13 protein-coding genes and 1 pseudogene are annotated in these 16,540 nt (G+C 43.5%); 3 read left to right on the forward strand and 11 right to left on the reverse strand.

What is annotated here, in order from left to right:
* Window positions 1-48: 48 nt before the first annotated feature.
* Both QJS82_RS11570 and mazG read right to left on the reverse strand, forming a co-directional pair.
* Window positions 49-357, reverse strand: a complete 309-nt coding sequence (locus tag QJS82_RS11570; protein WP_281490586.1) for a ComEA family DNA-binding protein — start codon at window positions 355-357, stop codon at window positions 49-51.
* A 94-nt stretch (window positions 358-451) separates the two neighbouring features.
* Window positions 452-1,315 carry a nucleoside triphosphate pyrophosphohydrolase gene (gene mazG, locus QJS82_RS11575; protein ID WP_281491720.1) on the reverse strand — a complete coding sequence of 288 codons (864 nt, stop codon included), beginning with the start codon at window positions 1,313-1,315 and terminating at the stop codon, window positions 452-454.
* Between the two features lie 159 nt (window positions 1,316-1,474).
* On the opposite strand from mazG, the pseudogene QJS82_RS11580 reads away from it, so the two are divergent.
* Window positions 1,475-2,232, forward strand: a pseudogene (locus tag QJS82_RS11580) (IS5 family transposase).
* Window positions 2,233-2,323: 91 nt separating this feature from the next.
* Here QJS82_RS11580 and tnpA read toward each other — a convergent pair.
* Window positions 2,324-2,722 (reverse strand): IS200/IS605 family transposase, encoded by a 399-nt coding sequence (gene tnpA, locus QJS82_RS11585; RefSeq protein ID WP_438656111.1) that lies wholly within the window; start codon window positions 2,720-2,722, stop codon window positions 2,324-2,326.
* A gap of 74 nt (window positions 2,723-2,796) precedes the next feature.
* Between tnpA and QJS82_RS11590 the strand changes: the two genes are divergently transcribed.
* The gene (locus tag QJS82_RS11590) at window positions 2,797-4,101 is read left to right on the forward strand and encodes an RNA-guided endonuclease InsQ/TnpB family protein (RefSeq protein WP_281490587.1); all 1,305 of its coding nucleotides are present in this window, start codon (window positions 2,797-2,799) and stop codon (window positions 4,099-4,101) included.
* Between the two features lie 169 nt (window positions 4,102-4,270).
* Entirely contained in the window at window positions 4,271-5,764 is a 1,494-nt protein-coding gene (locus tag QJS82_RS11595) for a phosphohexomutase domain-containing protein (RefSeq protein ID WP_281490588.1), read from the forward strand.
* Between the two features lie 146 nt (window positions 5,765-5,910).
* Here the strand turns inward: QJS82_RS11595 and QJS82_RS11600 are convergent, their stop codons facing one another.
* From QJS82_RS11600 to odhB, 8 genes are all read right to left on the reverse strand, one after another.
* The gene (locus tag QJS82_RS11600; RefSeq protein ID WP_281490589.1) at window positions 5,911-7,290 is read right to left on the reverse strand and encodes a UDP-glucose/GDP-mannose dehydrogenase family protein; all 1,380 of its coding nucleotides are present in this window, start codon (window positions 7,288-7,290) and stop codon (window positions 5,911-5,913) included.
* Between the two features lie 58 nt (window positions 7,291-7,348).
* Window positions 7,349-9,016 (reverse strand): glucose-6-phosphate isomerase, encoded by a 1,668-nt coding sequence (gene pgi, locus QJS82_RS11605; RefSeq protein ID WP_281490590.1) that lies wholly within the window; start codon window positions 9,014-9,016, stop codon window positions 7,349-7,351.
* 3 nt (window positions 9,017-9,019) lie between these two features.
* Window positions 9,020-9,904, reverse strand: coding sequence for a UTP--glucose-1-phosphate uridylyltransferase (locus QJS82_RS11610; RefSeq protein ID WP_281490591.1), 885 nt, complete (start codon window positions 9,902-9,904; stop codon window positions 9,020-9,022).
* Between the two features lie 63 nt (window positions 9,905-9,967).
* Window positions 9,968-11,029 carry a UDP-glucose 4-epimerase GalE gene (gene galE, locus QJS82_RS11615; protein WP_281490592.1) on the reverse strand — a complete coding sequence of 354 codons (1,062 nt, stop codon included), beginning with the start codon at window positions 11,027-11,029 and terminating at the stop codon, window positions 9,968-9,970.
* Between the two features lie 122 nt (window positions 11,030-11,151).
* Window positions 11,152-12,027, reverse strand: a complete 876-nt coding sequence (gene sucD, locus QJS82_RS11620; protein ID WP_201629265.1) for a succinate--CoA ligase subunit alpha — start codon at window positions 12,025-12,027, stop codon at window positions 11,152-11,154.
* 177 nt (window positions 12,028-12,204) lie between these two features.
* Window positions 12,205-13,371 carry an ADP-forming succinate--CoA ligase subunit beta gene (gene sucC, locus QJS82_RS11625; RefSeq protein WP_281490593.1) on the reverse strand — a complete coding sequence of 389 codons (1,167 nt, stop codon included), beginning with the start codon at window positions 13,369-13,371 and terminating at the stop codon, window positions 12,205-12,207.
* 193 nt (window positions 13,372-13,564) lie between these two features.
* Window positions 13,565-15,016 carry a dihydrolipoyl dehydrogenase gene (gene lpdA / locus QJS82_RS11630; RefSeq protein ID WP_201618932.1) on the reverse strand — a complete coding sequence of 484 codons (1,452 nt, stop codon included), beginning with the start codon at window positions 15,014-15,016 and terminating at the stop codon, window positions 13,565-13,567.
* Window positions 15,017-15,215: 199 nt separating this feature from the next.
* Complete coding sequence (odhB, locus tag QJS82_RS11635) at window positions 15,216-16,478, reverse strand: 2-oxoglutarate dehydrogenase complex dihydrolipoyllysine-residue succinyltransferase (protein WP_281490594.1); 1,263 nt, start codon at window positions 16,476-16,478, stop codon at window positions 15,216-15,218.
* Window positions 16,479-16,540 lie beyond the last annotated feature (62 nt).

Here is a 16,540-nt window from a genome sequence, read left to right on the forward strand (position 1 = left end):
GTCAATATTGGGGTTAATTAATACAAAATATCCTGATTAATACCGTGATTAATCCTGCACGCTTAAACGCCTGCGATTCTTCTCAACGGTTTTTGTACCGATGCCTTTGACCTTGGTTAATTCATCAACACTCTTAAAGCCGCCAAACATCTCACGATATAAAATAATCGCCTGCGCTTTATTGCTGCCAACACCGTCTAATCCCACCAGCTCGGCTTCCGTCGCCCGATTGATATTAATACTGGTCTGTGTACGTGCTTGGCTTTGCGCTGTTTCTTGCGTCAATAGATAATTATAAGCACTTTGGGCGTTATCAAAACAAGGCGCGGCAAGGACAGGATGAGACAGCATAGCCATGATAGAAACTATACCTACTAAAAAAATGGCTGCACTTTTAAACAAATTAGCATGTTGCCATTTGATAAACGAGTATTTAGTAAATAAGCTTTTATTAGTCGCGTTCATGCTGTTTCGCCGCTTCCCATAACGCATCCATCTCATTAATATCGCTGTCTTCTAAAAGCTTGCCAGCGGCAGCTAACTGGTCTTCAATATAGCCAAAACGTGATTTGAATTTATGCACACAAGTTAAAGTTACAGTTTCAGCGTCGAGGTTTAGTTTACGGGCGACATTGACCAGCGCAAACATGCAATCGCCAAGCTCTTTTTCAATATCGGCAATATTATCTTGTATCTCGACTTTTGGCTTATCTAAAATCTCAGCCTTTAGCTCGGCAATTTCTTCATCGAGTTTATCAAAGGCGCCGCTGACGCCTTCCCAATCAAAACCCAGTTTTGACGCCTGCTTTTGTACGTCCTGCGCTTGCATGAGCGCGCTGCCTGCTTTGGTATTGTCCAAACGGCGCTGTGGTTTACCACGTGCAGCGCGGGCTTGTTGCTCCTCCGCCTTAATCTCATCCCAGCGTTCTTTTACCGCTGCTTCATCTTGTAGCGTTTCTGCTTCAAACACATGTGGATGCCGGCGAATCAGCTTTTCTTGTAAAGTGGTAATCACATCACTCATATCAAAGCGCCCTTGTTCAGCGTACATCTGACAATGAAAAACCACTTGCAGCAGCACATCGCCAAGCTCACCTTTGATGTCTTCATCATCATCGCCTTGTACCGCTTCGCCAAGCTCATAGGCTTCTTCAATCGCATAAGGAATGAGGCTATGATTGCTTTGCTTTTTATCCCACGGACAGTCTGCTCGCAGCCGTGCCATTAAGGATAATAAATCCGCTAACTCGCCACTTTCTTCTGGCGTTCCTTGTACCGGTGTAGGCGCTGTTATTTTATTTTCTTGGCTATTCATATCTTCTAGACCATGCTGATTTTCTAGGCTACTCATAAAGAACACTCGTATAATTTTATTTGTGATTAGGCCGTGTTGAACATTGGCGACAAATTAATGGCAAAAAAAATAGCGAACGGTTAATCTTTAAGTTCTCACACAAAAAAGATATCGTTCGCTATGCCTCGCACTATGCTCAAAGATGAACACTGGACAAGACTGAAACCTATATTACTAGAACTTAATATCTATGACAAAGGAAATCTTAGACAAACGGTTGAAGGCGTGCTTTATCGCATGCGTGTTGGCTGTCCTTAGCGCGACTTACCCGAGTATTTTGGCAAGCCTAATAACATCTATAAAGCTTACCAGCGCTGGTCTCGCAGTAATAAGCTGATTACGCTGTTTACGTTACTGATCAAAGACGCAGATCTTGAGTGGGTCTTCATTGATGGTACTAATATCAAGGCGCATCAGCACAGCAGTGGTGGCAATGAGAACCTACAATCCATTAGTAAAAGTGTGGCAGGACGCGCGACCAAGATTCACTTGGCAGTTGATGCGCATGGCAATCCCCTTACCTTTATCTTGTCAGATGGCACTACCCACGATGTTAAAGTCGCACCTGACTTAGTAGACAAAGTTAATTTGAGCAATACAGAGGTTTTATATGCGGATAAAGGCTATGATTCTGATGCACTGCACTACGAGCGCATATTGAACAAGCCGGGACACGGGATAACATCCCTCGAAAACGAAACACTAAGTCTTCTAACGACCATATGGACTGGGACTTATATAAAGCACGACACTTAGTAGAAAATGCTTTCGCCAAACTAAAACAGTATAGGGCGGTTGCCACCAGATTTGATAAGCTCAAGCAGAGTTATGAAAATACAGTCGCTCTTGCTTGTGCTTATATCTGGCTGAGATTATGAATGTTCAACACGCCCTAAATATAACCCTATCTCAAAAAGCGAAAGAGGACTCCATCCGACATTAGGGTGGAGGTGAATTTCGCATAAGTTATTAACCTTGTTGGTTTTGAATGTACTGCTTAATAACCTCTAATGGCGCACCACCACATGACCCTGCAAAATATGATCGTGACCAAAGTACAGGCTTGAGATAAGCAGCTCTTAAATCAATGAAATCACCTCTCATGCGTCTACTGGTGACTGACTTCAAGTTATTAACCAATTTGCTTATCTGCACTGTTGGTGGGTACTGAATCAACATGTGCATATGGTCGGCCTCACCCTTACACTCTTTTAACTCAGCATCAAAGCTCCTACAGACCTCGGCGGCATACTCACTAAATTGTTTATGATGCACCTCGCCTAACACCTTCTTTCGATACTTAGTGATAAAAACCAAATGAACATGAAGATTAAAGGCGGCATAGCGGTTTTTATATATCTCACTCATTGTAATTAATACCCTAAAGTGCTAATGTTGTATGTATTATATCAAATACACACTCATTGAGAAAGTAGTCAGAAATGAAAATCAACAAGGCGTATAAATTTAGGCTTGAGCCTAACGTAGAGCAACAGGTTATTTTAAATAACCTTGTCGGCTCTGCGCGTTTTGTTTGGAATCAAATGCTAGCAATGTCATTCGAGATGTTTGCCAACAATGAGTTTATTAATGCCACCAACTTGGTTAATAAAATCATGGATTTAAAGAATAATCCTGATTTTGAGTTCTTAAAAAGCCACTCAAATGCGGTGTCTTTACAACAAAAAGTTCGTGACTTGGCATCGGCTTGGTCACGCTTTTTTGATCCGAAAGTTCATGCCAGGTTAAAAGAAAATAAGAAGAAAATAAGAAAGCCTAAATTCTTTAAATTGGCTGATGGCACAGAGATTCAACTACGCCCACTAATGCCAAGATTTAAGCGTAAATCAGATGGCTGTGATTCAATCCGCTTGGTTCAATTTGATAAGTATTGCCGTATTGAAGGCAACCGCGTCAAATTACCGAATGGTATTGGTTTGGTGAAATTTAGAAAGTCGCAAGATATCATCGGCACCATTAAAAACGTCACTATTAGCAAGAAATCAGGGCGCTGGTCCGTGTCTTTTGGGTGTGAGCGCGAGATTGAAAACCCAATTCACCCTTCTAAAACCGCCATCGGCATTGATTTAGGCATCACCAAACTCATCAGTACCTCAGACGGTCAGTACATTAAACCCAAAAATAGCTTTAAATCCAATCAAGTCAAACTGGCAAAGTTGCAACGGCAGTTGAGTCGTAAGGTCTTATTTAGCCAAAACTGGCAAAAACAAAACCGTAAGATTCAAAAACTTCATCATCATATCGCCAATATTCGCCACGATTACTTGCATAAAATCACCACCAACATCAGCAAAAACCACGCCATGATTGTTGTTGAGGATTTGAAAGTAGTCAATATGTCGCAGTCAGCTAGCGGCTCTGCCGTTCAGCATGGGCGCAATGTCAAAGCTAAGTCAGGATTGAATAAGTTGATCTTAGATCAAGGCTGGGGCATGATGGTTGATATGCTTGAGTATAAGCAGCACTGGCAAGGCGGATTACTTATAAAAATTAATCCACGATATACCAGCCAGACCTGCTTTGAATGCAAGCATATCGCCAAAGAGAATCGACAAACTCAGGCCAAGTTCGAGTGCGTCAAATGCAGGTATGTTGCGAACGCTGATTTTAATGCGGCTCGCAATATATTAGCGGCAGGACATGCCGCTTTGTCTGCGGAGGGAGGATGCGGTAAAGGTCGCCCGATGAAGCAGAAAACTTGTGGCCTTCGTGAGAAAGCCACCTAACAGCATTTGCTTTTAGAATCCCACACTTGAGCTTGGCGAAAGTGGCGGGAGTATGTCAATAAGTTTATAACGATTTTGTCGTTAGTGTAGCATTGAACACTGATTAGCTTATAATTGGGTAACTTACTTAATTATCATCTCACTGCTTAAACGCAAGGATTTTATCGTTATGCCCACATCCGATACCAATAATGCCAGCTATGCGACTCAAACCCAGTTCGCACCGATTAACATTGATTCATTTAAAGCTTATGATATCCGCGGCGAGCTTGGTGTCAATCTCGATGAAGCTATCGCCTACCGTATCGGCCGTGCCTTTGCCCAAATTTTATTCGAGCGTTATAACAGTGCCGATAATGATGCCACCGCTGAACTGAAAAACTTAAAACCAGCTATCGTTATTGGCAGCGATATTCGCCATTCAAGTGAACAGTTAAAGCAAGCGACTATCAAAGGCATGCTAGATGCTGGCGTCGATGTGATTGATTTGGGAATGACAGGTACAGAAGAGGTGTATTTTGCCACCAGCTACTATCAAGCGTTGGGCGGTATCGAAGTCACTGCCAGTCATAATCCGATTAACTATAATGGCTTAAAATTGGTCAAAGAGCACTCAAAACCGATTAGCGCCGATGATGGTTTGGCAGAGATTCAAGCGTTGGCGGAATCGGGGCAATTTACCACTGCTAACACGTTAGGCAACCTACAATTACTGACGGATAAAAGCGCCTATATCAATCATGTAATGACTTTTATTGATACTGACAAATTAAAACCACTTAAACTGGTTATTAATTCAGGAAATGGCAGCGCAGGCCCGGTGGTTGATTTATTAATCGATAAGTTAGCACAAGCTGGCGCACCGATTGAAGTGATTAAATTGCATCATGAGCCTGATGGTAGTTTTCCAAATGGCATCCCTAATCCGATGATTTTGGCTAATAGAACCGCCACCCAGCAAGCGGTGTTAGAAAATAAAGCCGACCTTGGCATTGCCTTTGATGGCGATTTTGACCGTTGCTTTTTATTCGATGAATACGGCGAATTTATCGATGGTAGCTATGTCGTTGGGATGCTGGCGCAAGCATTTTTAAATAAATATGCGGGCGAGTCGATTGTTTATGATCCACGGGTAATTTATAACACCGAAGCTGTCATTCATGAGCATAACGGTAAGGCGGTTATTAGTAAATCTGGGCACTCATTTATCAAGCAGGTGATGCGTGATTCTGGCGCGGTTTATGGTGGCGAGATGTCCGCACATCACTACTTTCGCGATTTTTTCTACTGCGATAGCGGCATGATTCCTTGGCTGCTGACCATTGAGTTATTATCGATTACTGGTAAAACCTTGTCAGAATTGGTCAGCGGTTATATTGCAGCCTATCCAAGCTCAGGTGAGCTGAACTTTCATCTGACCACTCATGATGCGCAGGCGATTATTAGCGCTATTGAAAAAAAGTTTAGTACCGAAAACCCAACCAAATCGATGCTAGATGGTTTGAGTTTAAACTTTGGTGAATGGCGTTTTAACTTACGTGCCTCAAATACTGAACCATTAATTCGGTTAAATATTGAAAGTCGCGGTGATGAAGATTTACTACAGACCAAAACCCAAGCCATTCAACAATGGCTTGCCAGTAAAGGTGCGGTACCTGCTTAAATAGCTGCTGTGCTGAATAAAGACATTCTGAACCTGTGAAAATAAATAAAAGCGCCGATTAATATAAAAATTAACCGGCGCTTTTGTTTGGCTTTAGTCTAACAACTTTTTGTCTACTGAGCTTATTTTATACCTGATAAAAACCCTTACTTGGCGCGACCAATCCCCATATAGTCGCTGACTAGACCATCAATCTGCGTTCGTGACAAGGCATTTTGCGCATCGAATATGGGCATCGCTTGCTCGTTAAGCTTGGCAATATCTAGTCGATTCTCTGACAACCAGCTGATAATAAAGATTGCCTGCGCCTCATTAAGCTGTTGATAAGGATTGTTTATCAACTGAAGTAATGGCTGCTGCTTATAAAGGGCGGCAAGCTCCGTTTGCGCTTTATCACTATAGACCAGCGTACGAATATTATAAGACCATAATAATGCCAATAAAGGATGAATCGCTGACTCTGCCGTCCGTCCCGAGCCCGCTTTATAACTACCGCCCCAAATCATGACCGTTTTATTATCGATAAAACCATCAAAATATTGCCAAAACTTACGGAAGATAAGCTCTTTTTGGTCTTCATTAATATGGATGACCGATTGCAATAGCGGCATGGCCAAACTTTGCGCCTCACTTGACTGCTGCAGCTGAAGCAATTCCGTCGGTAGCGTATTACCACCAAACCCCCAACCCGCTTGCAAGTAGCTACTGCCCACACGCGCATCGAGTCCCATAATGTGGCTGACCTGCTGGATATCAACCTGATGACTGTCAGCCAAGCGCGACATCTCATTCATAAAGCTGACCCGCGTTGCCAGCATCGCCATGATGCTACTACGCGCAAATTCTATCGTCGCAATATCGGCATGATGCGTTGCACGCGCATGCTGCATTAATGGTTGAAGCATATTTAAATGATAGCTGCTGTTTGGTGTTTTTTTACCGAGTAGCCATAACGACGGATTCAACATCGAGCTATAAGCATCACCATCTTTTAAGAAGACGAACGGTAAGTAATATACCCAAGCGCGCTGCAAACGTTTAGACAGTGCGGCAACCGCACCCAACTGTTTAATACCACTCATGATGAGCGGTAATGCTTGCTGATGACTATGATTAAAGGCGGTAATCCAACTGTCTTCTAGCCATACTGAGCTAATACTATCTAAAAATAACCAATATAGCGCAACTGATTTTCTCTCATCATTATCATTCGCCACTTCATAACGCCGTATTAACTCATCAGCACTCTTTGGTAGCGCATAGCTGACAATCTGTTGCTGCTGATCATACATCTGCCAAAGCGCTTGCAGATGATGCTCAAAGCCATATTGCTGCAACTGCTGCGCCAATATATCTTTATCGGCATAGAGGTGAACCGCATGACCGAGACTTGCCAGTACCACGGCACTGGTAATGGCCTCAATACTATGACCGACAAGGACACAAACGTTAGTATTTATCGCCGTATTATGAAACGGATTGGGTGCAGATTCATGCTTATGTGTATTTATGGCATCAGCGCTCATGAGTTTACCTTTGATTATTGGTGAATTAGCAGCGTGAATAAATTAACAGCAGGCACTCTTAAGAGAACAGCTTAATATGCTGTAATAGCTGATTGGTAGAGCTGTCGAACTGCTCACCACTCTCTTGCTGCATAGCGGTATGCACTGACTCTGCCATTTGCTTACCCATCTCGACACCCCACTGGTCAAACGGATTGATATCCCAAATGCTGGCCATCACATAAACCTTATGCTCATAAAGCGCAATTAATGCCCCCAAACTATGCGGGGTCAGCTCGTCAATCAATAAGGTTGTTGATGGCTGATTACCGCGGTAGTATTTATACTTATCAGCGTCAGAAGCGATTTGTATATCAGCATCAGCAATCGCCGCATTGCCAAAAGCCAGTACCCGACTTTGCGCTAGACAGTTAGCTAAAGACAATTCATGCTGCTGCTGTAGCGAGGCATTGGTCGCTTTATCACTATAACGACGCACACAGGCGATAAAATCACAAGAGACTTGCTGCGTCCCTTGATGCAAAAGCTGATAAAAAGCATGCTGCGCGTTTGAGCCAATCTCACCCCATAAAATCGGACAAGTATCGTAGTCTAATCGCTCACCATGCAGCGTCACCGATTTACCATTACTTTCCATTTCAAGCTGGGTCAAGTAGCTTGGCAAATACTCTAAACGCCCATCATAAGGTAGCACCGTATGAGCATTTACTTGTAAAAAGGTACTGTTCCAAACGGCAAGTAAACCTAATAATACTGGTAAATTTTCTGCGAAATCCGCTTGGGCGAAATGCTCATCCATACTATGAGCGCCGGCCAATAACGCTTTAAAGCCATCGATACCGATGCGAATGGCAATAGCAAGGCCAATCGCTGACCATAAAGAAAAACGGCCACCAACCCATTCCCAAAGCTGCAATTGGTGCTCAGGATGAATACCCCAGGCGCTCATCTTCTCGCTGTTGGCTGAAATACCAATAAAATGGCGACGTAATACACTGTCTTCGGTACCCGCCCGCAGTTTTGCGGTTGCAAGCAGCCATGACAGCGCGGTTTTGGCATTGGACAGCGTATCAACGGTACCAAAAGATTTAGAGGAGATAATAAATAAGGTAGTTTCAGGATTTAAGTGTTTTAGTAAATTATCAAGCTGGGTGCCGTCCATATTGGAGACAAAATGCACTTCAATAGCAGTATCTGCCCACTCATCAAGCGCAGTGGTCGCCATCAGCGGCCCTAAATCAGAACCACCAACGCCGATATTAACCACATCGGTAATTGCCTTGCCGGAAAATCCGCGCCATGTGCCACTGCGGACACGCTCGGATAATCTGGCAACGCGCGCTAAGCTCTGATGTACATCAGCCACAACATCTTGCGTACCAACTTGCAGTTTTGCTGTCTCTGGTAAGCGCAGCGCTGTGTGCAAAGCAGCGCGTTCTTCACTGGTATTAACCATTGCGCCTTGCAGCAAAGATTTAATCCGGCCTGACAAATCACAACTATTCGCCAAATTTAATAAATCTTCTAGCACAGCATCATTAATACACTGCTTGCTATAATCCATATATAGCGCGCCAGCTTGCGTGCTAAAACGGCTCGTACGCTCAGCATCCTGGGTAAATAGCTTATCAAGCGACCACGGCTGTGCCGCCAACTCCTGTAACTGCTGCCAGTACTTAGAGCTACGCGCGCTGCTATAGCGGTTACTGTCTTTTATATCGTTCATGCACTACTCTTCATCTGCTAATTGCTGCTGAGCGAAATAAATAAACGCCTGCATATAAGAGCGCATATCACCGGCATCATAACTGGCACCGCGCATCGTCGTAACATTGACGCCGTATTGACTAATCAACGCATCGATAGCATCAGTCAGCTGAATCTCACCGCCAACCGAAGCTTTGGTATTCGCCAAATAATCAAAAATATGGTTGCTAAAGACATAGCGCCCAACGACTGCCAGTTTTGAGGGTGCATCTTCTAAGCTTGGTTTTTCTACAAAACCGGCAACCTTAAAGCTCGTATTCGTATCTGTTTTATTATCTATATCGTGCGCACCGTTATCAGATTCACTTAACTGAGCGATACCGTATTTATGCACATCTTCATCGGCGACAGTATCGACCAATATCTGTGAGTGCTTGTCTTTAGCAAAAGACTCAATCATAAATGCTAAATTGTCAGCAGTCATATCGGTGGTAAAGGGATCAAGCACCACATCTGGTAGCAGTACCGCAAAGTCATTCATACCTATAATTGGTCGCGCGGCAAGTACCGCATGCCCTAAACCTAACGGTTTACCTTGGCGTATCATCGATATGGTTACATCATCTGGTAGCCAATTTAAGCTATCGGCTAGCTCATCTTTACCTTTCGCTCTAAGCTGATTATCCAGCTCAGCATTGATATCAAAGTAATTTTCAATGGCACTTTTTTGCGCATGACCAACCAATACAATATGCTTGATGCCAGCTGCGATTGCTTCTTCAACCACATAATGAATGGCCGGACGATTACCAAGCGGCAATAGCTCTTTTGGTACGGATTTAGATAATGGCAACATACGCGTGCCAAAGCCTGCAACGGGAATAACGGCATGGGTAATTTTTTTCATAATTTTAAACTGTATTAAAAGGTGTGAGAGAAAGGCTAGGTTTAAACATAGTTTTTATACAATCTATGCGATGTTATAACCATTCGGATTCATACTCTGCCAGTTCCAAGTATCTTGACACATCTCAGTGATAGACAGCTTGGCTTCCCAACCTAATAATTCTTTCGCCTTATCAGCACTTGCATAGCAGCTGGCAATATCTCCTGCACGGCGAGCATCGAATTGATAGGGAATATCTTGGCCGGATACTTTAGAAAAAGCCGTGACCAATTCTAAAACAGACGTTCCTTTACCTGTTCCTAGATTAATGGCTAAAAAACCTATTGAGCTGTGTTTATCTGAGCTTGTTTGCTTTAAGTCTACTCGTTTCTGCAAATAATTAAGCGCAGCAACATGCCCTTGGGCAAGGTCAGTGACATGGATAAAATCGCGTACTCCCGTACCATCGACGGTAGGATAGTCATTACCAAAGATGCTGAGCTTTTCAAGCTTACCGACTGCTACTTGGGAGATATAAGGCATCAAATTATTAGGAATATCATTTGGATCTTCGCCAATCTGTCCTGATGGATGCGCGCCTACGGGATTAAAGTATCTAAGCGGAATAAGATTCCAGCCCTCATTGGTTGCCGCTAAGCCTTCTAAAATATGCTCTACCGTAAGCTTACTTTGTCCATAAGGATTGGTACAAGAACGTGGTGATGTCTCGTCAATAGGCAGTACTTCAGGATCACCGTAAACTGTCGCTGACGATGAAAAAACGAGGTTTTTAACGTTTGCTTCTGCCATGGCTTCCAATAAAGTAATGGTGCCACTGACATTATTATTATAATACAACAATGGCTTAGCAACGGATTCACCAACGGCTTTTAACCCCGCAAAATGAATCACACCAAAAAACTGATGCTCTGTAAATACTTGTCTGAGCAACTCAGCATCGCGGATATCGCCTTCGATAAGTTCAATAGGCTGACCAATGAGAGTAGAAACACGATTGACAGCTTCACGGCTACTATTGGATAGGTTGTCATATACCACGATATCATAGCCTGCTTGATGCAGTGCTATACAAGTGTGTGAGCCGATATATCCAGCACCGCCGGTAACCAATATCTTGTTTTTCATAATTGCTACATTTTAGTCGAAGAAAAGTTATTTTTAGAATAAAAAAAGACACCCCATTGTAGGGGTATCTTTCACTTTTTTCAATCTAGTCTTCTTAGTTAAAATGTAGACTTAAGCATATCTTACCAACCAGTAACTTCTTTTAGCTTGTCACCAATTTTTGATGGATCGCGAGTATAAGCAATACCAGCATCTTCAAAAGCTTTAAATTTCTCTTCAGCAGTACCTTGACCACCAGAGATAATCGCCCCAGCATGACCCATACGCTTACCGGCAGGTGCGGTAACACCAGCAATATAACCAACAACTGGCTTAGTCACGTGCTCTTTGATATAAGCAGCCGCTTCTTCTTCAGCCGTACCGCCAATCTCACCGATTAAGATGATAGCTTCAGTTTGTGGATCGTCTTGGAACAGTTTTAGCGCGTCAATCTGATTCATACCAGGGATAGGATCGCCACCGATACCGATACAAGTTGACTGACCAAAGCCAAGCTTAGTCGTCTGTGCAACCGCTTCATAAGTCAAGGTACCAGAGCGTGAAATGATACCCACTTTACCTGGCAAATGGATATGACCTGGCATGATACCGATTTTACACTGACCTGGAGTGATAACGCCTGGGCAGTTTGGACCAACCATACGTACGCCGTCTGCTTCTTCGATGTAACGCTTAGCTTTTAGCATATCGATAGTCGGTACGCCTTCAGTGATCACAACGATCAATTTTACACCGGCATCGACCGCTTCAACGATAGAGTCTAGTACAAATGGTGCTGGTACATAGATAACTGACGCGTCAGCTTGAGTCGCTTCCATCGCTTCCGCCATGGTATTAAATACTGGCAAACCTAGATGCGTTTGACCGCCTTTACCAGGAGTTACGCCGCCAACAACTTTAGTGCCGTATTCAATCGCTTGTTCAGAATGGAATGTACCGTTCTTACCGGTAAAACCTTGTACCAATACTTTGGTATCTTTATCAATTAATACACTCATTATTTTTTCCTTATTCGGTTGTCTTGCAATAGCAGTTTGCTAGCTTATCTGTCGTTAAATGTTAACAAGAGATGCTTATACTAGAAAACTGCCATCACGCTTTGACTATAATGCTTAATCGTTTTTTAGGCGCCTATTAATAAAATAGCACTTATTTTAACGACTTATATTAAAGACTTACGCTTTAACCGCATCGACAATTTTTTGCGCCGCGTCTGCTAGGCCTTGGGCTGAAGTCAATTTCAGACCAGATTCTTCTAGAATCTGTAAGCCCAATTCAGCGTTGTTACCTTCTAGACGTACAACTACTGGTACTTTTACGTCGACTTCTTTAACCGCAGCGATAATGGCTTCTGCAATCATGTCACAACGTACGATACCGCCAAAGATGTTGATTAGAACACCTTCAACACTGCTGTCTTCTAGAATGATTTTGAACGCTTCAACAACGCGGTCTTTGGTTGCACCGCCGCCAACGTCCAAAAAGTTAGCAGGTTTGCCGCCATACAATTTGATGATGTCCATGGTCGCCATTGCAAGACCAGCACCGTTGACCATACAACCGATGTTACCTTCTAGGGCAACATAGTTTAAGTCAAATTCAGCCGCTTTTAGCTCACGCTCATTTTCTTGCGTTTTGTCTTGTAGCGCAGCAATTTTAGGCAAACGATATAGGGCATTTGAGTCGATACCAATTTTGCCATCAACACAAACGATTTCGCCATTTTCGCGAACCGCTAATGGGTTAATCTCTAGTAAAGCAAAATCATTGTCAATGAATGCTTGATAAGCACCGCTCATCAATTTTACAAACTGGTTGATTTGCTTGCCTTCAAGACCCAGTTTGAATGCCACTTCACGTGCTTGGTAAGGCATTAGACCGACTAATGGATCAACGCTTACTTTAAAGATTTTTTCTGGGGTTTCGCTTGCAACTTCTTCGATATCAACGCCGCCTTCGGTTGATGCCATAAAAGTCACGCGACGCGTAGAACGATCAACAACCGCGCCAAGATATAGCTCAGTTTGTACTGGGTACATATCTTCTGCAACCAATACAAAGTTTACTGGTTGGCCATCAGCGTCAGTCTGGAATGTAACCAAATTGGTACCGATAAGCGTTTCAGCAACTTGCTTAGCTTCTTCACGCGTCTTAACCAATTTAACACCGCCCGCTTTACCACGGCCGCCAGCATGTACCTGCGCTTTAATAACCGCAATGTCTGTAGGCGTTTTATCAAAAGCCGCAGCAGCTTCGTCGCCGTTATAGGCGATGATGCCTTCTTGAATGGGCAAACCGTAGCTTTTTAATAGCTCTTTTGCTTGATACTCATGTAAATTCATTGATTGTATCCTTTATTTTTTACAATTAATAAAAAGTGAAATCAAGTGCGTAGAAGAATATATCTGAGCACTTATGATGATGGCGACCATTATCTCAATAATGATAGCGGTCGCCCCATCCGGTTAAACTTGATATTTACTTAAATTGTCTTAGCTTTAATCGTCTTAGCTTTAATCATCTTAATTTTAAAAGTTACTTACGCTTTTTACGCTGGATGGCGTGAATAGCGCGACCATCTGCAGAAAGAGCGGCTTCGTGAACTGCTTCAGAAATGGTTGGATGCGCAAAGGTCATTAACTGCAAATCTTCGATACTAGAAACAAATTCCATCGCAATCATACCCTGATGGACGATATCGCCAGCACCAGCAGAAATGGCATGCATACCTAATAAACGGTCTGTTTTAGCATCAGCAACGACTTTGATAGAGCCTTGTGCTTCACTTTGCGCAAGCGCACGGCCGTTAGCTGCTAGGTTAAATGAACCGGTTTTCACTTCATAACCCGCTTCAGTCGCTGCTTGCTCAGTTAAACCAACCCATGCGATTTCTGGATGGGTATAAATGACATTAATGATAGTGTCATAGTTAACTTGTGCTTTTTCGCCATGAATACGCTCAACCGCCATCATGCCTTCTTCCATTGCTTTATGCGCAAGCATAGGGCCACGGACCAAGTCACCGATAGCGTAAACGCCATCAAGGTTGGTTTTACATTGGTCATCGACATCGATTAGACCGCGTTCAGTCAAGGTGATACCGCTGTCTGCGCCCAATAGTTTTTCAGAGTAGGCACGGCGACCGACGCAAACGATTAGCTTATCAAAGCTTTCCTCGCTCGACTCGCCTTTAGCTTCGCTAGTAACGACAACTTGGTCGCCTTTCACTTCAGCATTGGTCACTTTGGTATCGACACGGATATCAAGGCCTTGCTTCTTCAGCATTTTGCCCGCTTCTTTAGCAATGTCTTTGTCAGCTGCGGCTAAGAAACTTGGTAGCGCTTCATAAACCACCACTTCTGAGCCCAAACGACGCCATACTGAGCCAAGCTCTAAACCGATAACACCGGCACCAATCACGCCTAAACGCTTAGGAACTTCAGTGAAATCAAGCGCGCCAGTAGAATCAACGATGCGATCGCCATCAGTTTTTGCCACAGGAATATCGATAGGAACAGAACCTGCTGCAAGAATCACGTTTTTAGCCGTAATAATGGTTTCTGCTTCGTCAGCAAGGGCGGTAAATTTAACTTTTTTATCCGCGCCTTTACCATCTTCCAACGTGCCCCAGCCTTGTAGCCAGTCAACGCCATTACCTTTTAACAATGCCGCAACGCCGCCGGTCAATTGCTTAACGATGCCTTCTTTACGGGCAATCATTTGCTCGATATCGATAGCAACGTCGCCGGTGCTGATACCATGTTCAGCAAGGTCATGCTTAGTCGCTTCATAACGATGCGAGCTATCCAGCAAGGCTTTTGATGGGATACAACCGACGTTTAAGCAAGTACCGCCAAGAGCTGGCTCGCCTTTATAAACGCGTTTTTCGATACAAGCAACGCTCATACCCAGTTGGCCTGCACGAATAGCCGCTTCATAACCACCAGGACCGCCGCCGATGACGACTAGATCATAATTGTCTTTCATAGTACGTTCCTATTTCTAATTCTAATTTCATTTAGGATTTGAATGATTAATTAAGCTCATGATAAATAAAGGCACATTTTATTCTGTCGTTAATACACGCTAAGAACGAAATGTTATCTGACATTTATCAATAAACCACAATCACCTATTCCAAAGTTAAAAAGCTTGTATCAGTGGTTACCGATACAAGCTCATAGGCTTAAAGGTCTAATAGCAACATGGTTGGATCTTCGACCAACTCTTTGATAGTTACTAAGAACTGCACTGCCTCTTTACCATCAATCATACGGTGGTCATAAGAAAGTGCTAGGTACATCATTGGTAAAATCTCAACTTTACCATCGACTGCCATCGGACGATCATTGATAGCATGCATACCTAAGATAGCGGTTTGCGGTGGATTCAAGATTGGCGTTGACATGAGTGAACCAAATACGCCGCCATTTGAGATAGTGAACGTACCACCAGTCATCTCATCTAGACCAAGCTTACCTTTTTGTGCTTTACCACCCAATTCACGAATCTTAGCTTCAACATCAGCCATGCTCATGCGATCGGCATCACGTAGTACAGGAACAACCAAACCACGATCTGAAGATACGGCAACACCGATATCATAGTAGCCATGATAAACGATATCATCACCATCTAGCGAGGCGTTAACCGCTGGGAAGCGTTTTAATGCTTCAGTTGCCGCTTTAACGAACAACGACATAAAGCCTAAACGTACGCCGTGACGCTTTTCAAACTGCTCTTTATACTTAGCACGCATGTCCATCAACGGTTTCATGTTGACTTCGTTAAACGTGGTTAGCATCGCTGTTTCTTGCGAAGCAGCTAGCAGACGATTGGCAACTGTTTTACGTAGGCGTGTCATTGGTACGCGTTTTTCAGTACGCTCACCTGTTGACTCCGCGACTGGACGACCGCTATCAGATTTGATAGAGCTGTCAGCTTTTAGCGTTGGGTTCGCCATATCGGTTTTGGTCACACGACCGCCGCGGCCACTGCCTTCAACGTCTTTAGGATCAACGCCAGACTCTTTCGCTGCTTTACGTACCGCAGGGCTTTGATCTTTATGATCAGCTTCGTCTTTTTTATCTGTTGCTTGACCTGGCTCACCGCTATCAGTACCTTGCTTTGCTTGTACTGGCGCTGCTGGCTGGTCTGGATCAACTGCAGGAGCATCACCTTTATCAGCGCTACCACTATCTGTACTACCGCTGGCACCTGCTTCAAATTCTGCGATTAACTCGTCAGACAAAACAGTATCGTCAACTTGCTTAACGATTTTAGTTACAACACCGTTATCAGGTGCAACAACTTCTAATACCACTTTATCAGTTTCGATTTCAGCCAATAAATCATCACGGCTAACTTCTTGACCTTCAGTGACATGCCATTCCACGATGGTGCCGTCGGCAACCGATTCTGGAAACACGGGGGCTTTAATTTCAGCCATCGATATACTCCTTAGATGTTGATATTACTATTTATTATTAAGTCGTGATAAGCAGTCAGTAC

Source organism: Psychrobacter maritimus (assembly GCF_029953575.1).
GTDB classification, from domain to species: domain Bacteria; phylum Pseudomonadota; class Gammaproteobacteria; order Pseudomonadales; family Moraxellaceae; genus Psychrobacter; species Psychrobacter maritimus.

What these genes read in the sequence shown, in the direction of transcription:
- QJS82_RS11570 (WP_281490586.1), bottom strand. Translation starts at nt 357, where the DNA reads ATGGCTATGCTGTCTCATCCTGTCCTTGCCGCGCCTTGTTTTGATAAC.
- mazG (WP_281491720.1), bottom strand. Translation starts at nt 1,315, where the DNA reads ATGAATAGCCAAGAAAATAAAATAACAGCGCCTACACCGGTACAAGGA.
- tnpA (WP_438656111.1), bottom strand. Translation starts at nt 2,722, where the DNA reads ATGAGTGAGATATATAAAAACCGCTATGCCGCCTTTAATCTTCATGTT.
- QJS82_RS11590 (WP_281490587.1), top strand. Translation starts at nt 2,797, where the DNA reads ATGAAAATCAACAAGGCGTATAAATTTAGGCTTGAGCCTAACGTAGAG.
- QJS82_RS11595 (WP_281490588.1), top strand. Translation starts at nt 4,271, where the DNA reads ATGCCCACATCCGATACCAATAATGCCAGCTATGCGACTCAAACCCAG.
- QJS82_RS11600 (WP_281490589.1), bottom strand. Translation starts at nt 7,290, where the DNA reads ATGAGCGCTGATGCCATAAATACACATAAGCATGAATCTGCACCCAAT.
- pgi (WP_281490590.1), bottom strand. Translation starts at nt 9,016, where the DNA reads ATGAACGATATAAAAGACAGTAACCGCTATAGCAGCGCGCGTAGCTCT.
- QJS82_RS11610 (WP_281490591.1), bottom strand. Translation starts at nt 9,904, where the DNA reads ATGAAAAAAATTACCCATGCCGTTATTCCCGTTGCAGGCTTTGGCACG.
- galE (WP_281490592.1), bottom strand. Translation starts at nt 11,029, where the DNA reads ATGAAAAACAAGATATTGGTTACCGGCGGTGCTGGATATATCGGCTCA.
- sucD (WP_201629265.1), bottom strand. Translation starts at nt 12,027, where the DNA reads ATGAGTGTATTAATTGATAAAGATACCAAAGTATTGGTACAAGGTTTT.
- sucC (WP_281490593.1), bottom strand. Translation starts at nt 13,371, where the DNA reads ATGAATTTACATGAGTATCAAGCAAAAGAGCTATTAAAAAGCTACGGT.
- lpdA (WP_201618932.1), bottom strand. Translation starts at nt 15,016, where the DNA reads ATGAAAGACAATTATGATCTAGTCGTCATCGGCGGCGGTCCTGGTGGT.
- odhB (WP_281490594.1), bottom strand. Translation starts at nt 16,478, where the DNA reads ATGGCTGAAATTAAAGCCCCCGTGTTTCCAGAATCGGTTGCCGACGGC.